A 1,948-nucleotide genomic window follows, 5' to 3' on the forward strand; every position below is an offset into this window, starting at 1 on the left:
GCTCCGTGAGCGGCATCCCGACCTCCTCGGCCAGGGCCTTGAGCTGCTGCGAGATGGCCGACGGCGTGAAGGCGAGCGCCGCCGCCACCGCCGTGACCGACCCCCGGTCGGCGAGCTCGCGGAGCACCCGCAGCCGCTGCACATCCATGAAGCCACGCTACAACGTCCGTGCAGAAGATATCGCTGGTCTTCCGAGTGCGACGGACGCAGGCTCGACCCGTGACCGCCCGCCACCGCCTCCTCGCCGTCCTCGTCGCCGCACTCTGGGGTGGCAACTTCCTCGCCATCCACGTGGGTCTGGAGCACTTCCCACCGCTGTTCCTGGCCGGGCTCCGCATGCTGGTGATCGCGATCCCGGCGCTGCTGTTCGTCCCGCGCCCGCAGGTGCCGGTGAGATGGCTCGTCGGGTACGGGCTCGGGTTCGGCACGATCCAGTTCGTGTTCCTGTTCGTGGCGATGGACGTCGGGATGCCGACGGGGCTCGCGTCCCTGGTGCTGCAGGCGTCGGCGCCGTTCACCGTCCTGCTGGGGGCGATGTTCCTGGGCGAGCGGCTCAGCCCGCGGCAGGGGATCGGGATCGGGCTGGCGGTGCTGGGGATGGTCGCGATCGCGGTGTCGCGGGCCCAGGCGGCGGCCGTGCTCCCGGTGCTGCTCACCCTCTGCGGAGCCCTGGGCTGGGCCTTCGGCAACCTCTGCAACCGCCTCGCGGCCCCGCCGAAGCCGATGCACCTCACCCTCTGGATGTGCGTGATCCCGCCGATCCCGCTGTTCGCGGCCTCTGCCCTGACCGAGGGGGTGGGCTCGTGGACGTCGGTCACCGGCGTCTTCACCCTCGACGGCCTGCCGGGGCTCGGGGCCCTCGTGTACCTGTCGGTCCTGGCGACGGTCGTGGGGTCCGGGATCTGGACCTGGCTGATGCGGATCTACCCGGCGGGCGTGGTGGCGCCGTACTCGCTGCTCGTGCCGGTGGTCGGCATCGCGCTGGCCGCGCTCGTGCTGGGGGAGCGGCCGAGCGTCGTCGAGCTGGTGTCCGCCGCGGTGATCGTCGGAGGGGTGCTGCTGGGCACGCCCCGGCCGGCTCGGACGGCGCCCACCGAGGTCGTCGGGACGGAGCGGGAGCCCGCCGCAGCCTGACCGGTCGGACGGGGCCGCCCACCGGCAGGCTCGTTAGGGTGTGGGACACGTCCCGACCCCAACGTCGTCACGGGGCGGGGCGGAGGACACGTGACCGGCCGAGGGTGGTCCGAGGGCGGGGTGTGCGCGGTTCGGCCCGGGACGGACGTCGGGCGGCACGCACGGACGCTCGCCCACCTGCACGACGCGACGCTCGCCGGGGACCGGCCCTCCGCGGTGCTCCGCACGCTGGTCGCCCGGTCCTGGCGGCGGGTCCTCGCGCAGGGTGTCGACCCGGAGCACGGCGAACCCGCCGGGCCTCTGGCCGCGGACGAGGTGGAGCGGCGCCGGGGCGGCTCGCCGCTGCAGCGGGTGCTCCCGGAGCTGCGCGCCGCGCTGACCTCGGTCGCCGAGGACGCCCGCCACGTCATGGTGATCACCGACGCGGACGGCGTCCTGCTCTGGCGGGAGGGCTCCACCCGCGTCCGGCACCGCGCGGACTCGCTCGGCTTCACCGAGGGCGCGGACTGGTCCGAGGGCTCCGTCGGCACGAACGCGATCGGGACCGCGCTCGCCGAGGGCGCGCCGGTGCAGCTGTTCGCCGCCGAGCACTTCGTGCGCTCGCACCACGTGTGGACCTGCACCGCCTGCCCCGTGCACGATCCGCGGACCGGTGAGCTGCTCGGCGTCGTGGACGTCAGCGGCCCGGCGGAGACCATCCACCCCACCACGGTCGCCCTGGTCGGGACGGCGGTGAAGCTCGCCGAGGCCGGGCTGTGGCGCCGGCACGAGACCCGGCTCGACACCCTGCGCACCGTCGCGGCGCCGCTGCTGT

3 protein-coding genes are annotated in these 1,948 nt (G+C 74.5%); 2 read left to right on the top strand and 1 reads right to left on the bottom strand.

Going from position 1 to position 1,948, the window contains the following annotated elements; genetic code table 11:
- Positions 1-148 (bottom strand): helix-turn-helix domain-containing protein (locus tag H5J29_RS30785; protein ID WP_181784454.1); only part of this gene is annotated, 148 nt, incomplete at its 3' end.
- Between the two features lie 71 nt (positions 149-219).
- On the opposite strand from H5J29_RS30785, the gene H5J29_RS30790 reads away from it, so the two are divergent.
- Both H5J29_RS30790 and H5J29_RS30795 read left to right on the top strand, forming a co-directional pair.
- Positions 220-1,134 (top strand): EamA family transporter, encoded by a 915-nt coding sequence (locus H5J29_RS30790; RefSeq protein WP_181784455.1) that lies wholly within the window; start codon positions 220-222, stop codon positions 1,132-1,134.
- A gap of 90 nt (positions 1,135-1,224) precedes the next feature.
- The coding region (locus H5J29_RS30795) for a GAF domain-containing protein (RefSeq protein WP_181784456.1) at positions 1,225-1,948 on the top strand (724 nt) is incomplete at its 3' end.

Origin of the sequence: Pseudonocardia pini (assembly GCF_013870575.1) — a bacterium.
In the GTDB taxonomy this organism is placed as follows: Bacteria; Actinomycetota; Actinomycetes; order Mycobacteriales; family Pseudonocardiaceae; genus Pseudonocardia; species Pseudonocardia pini.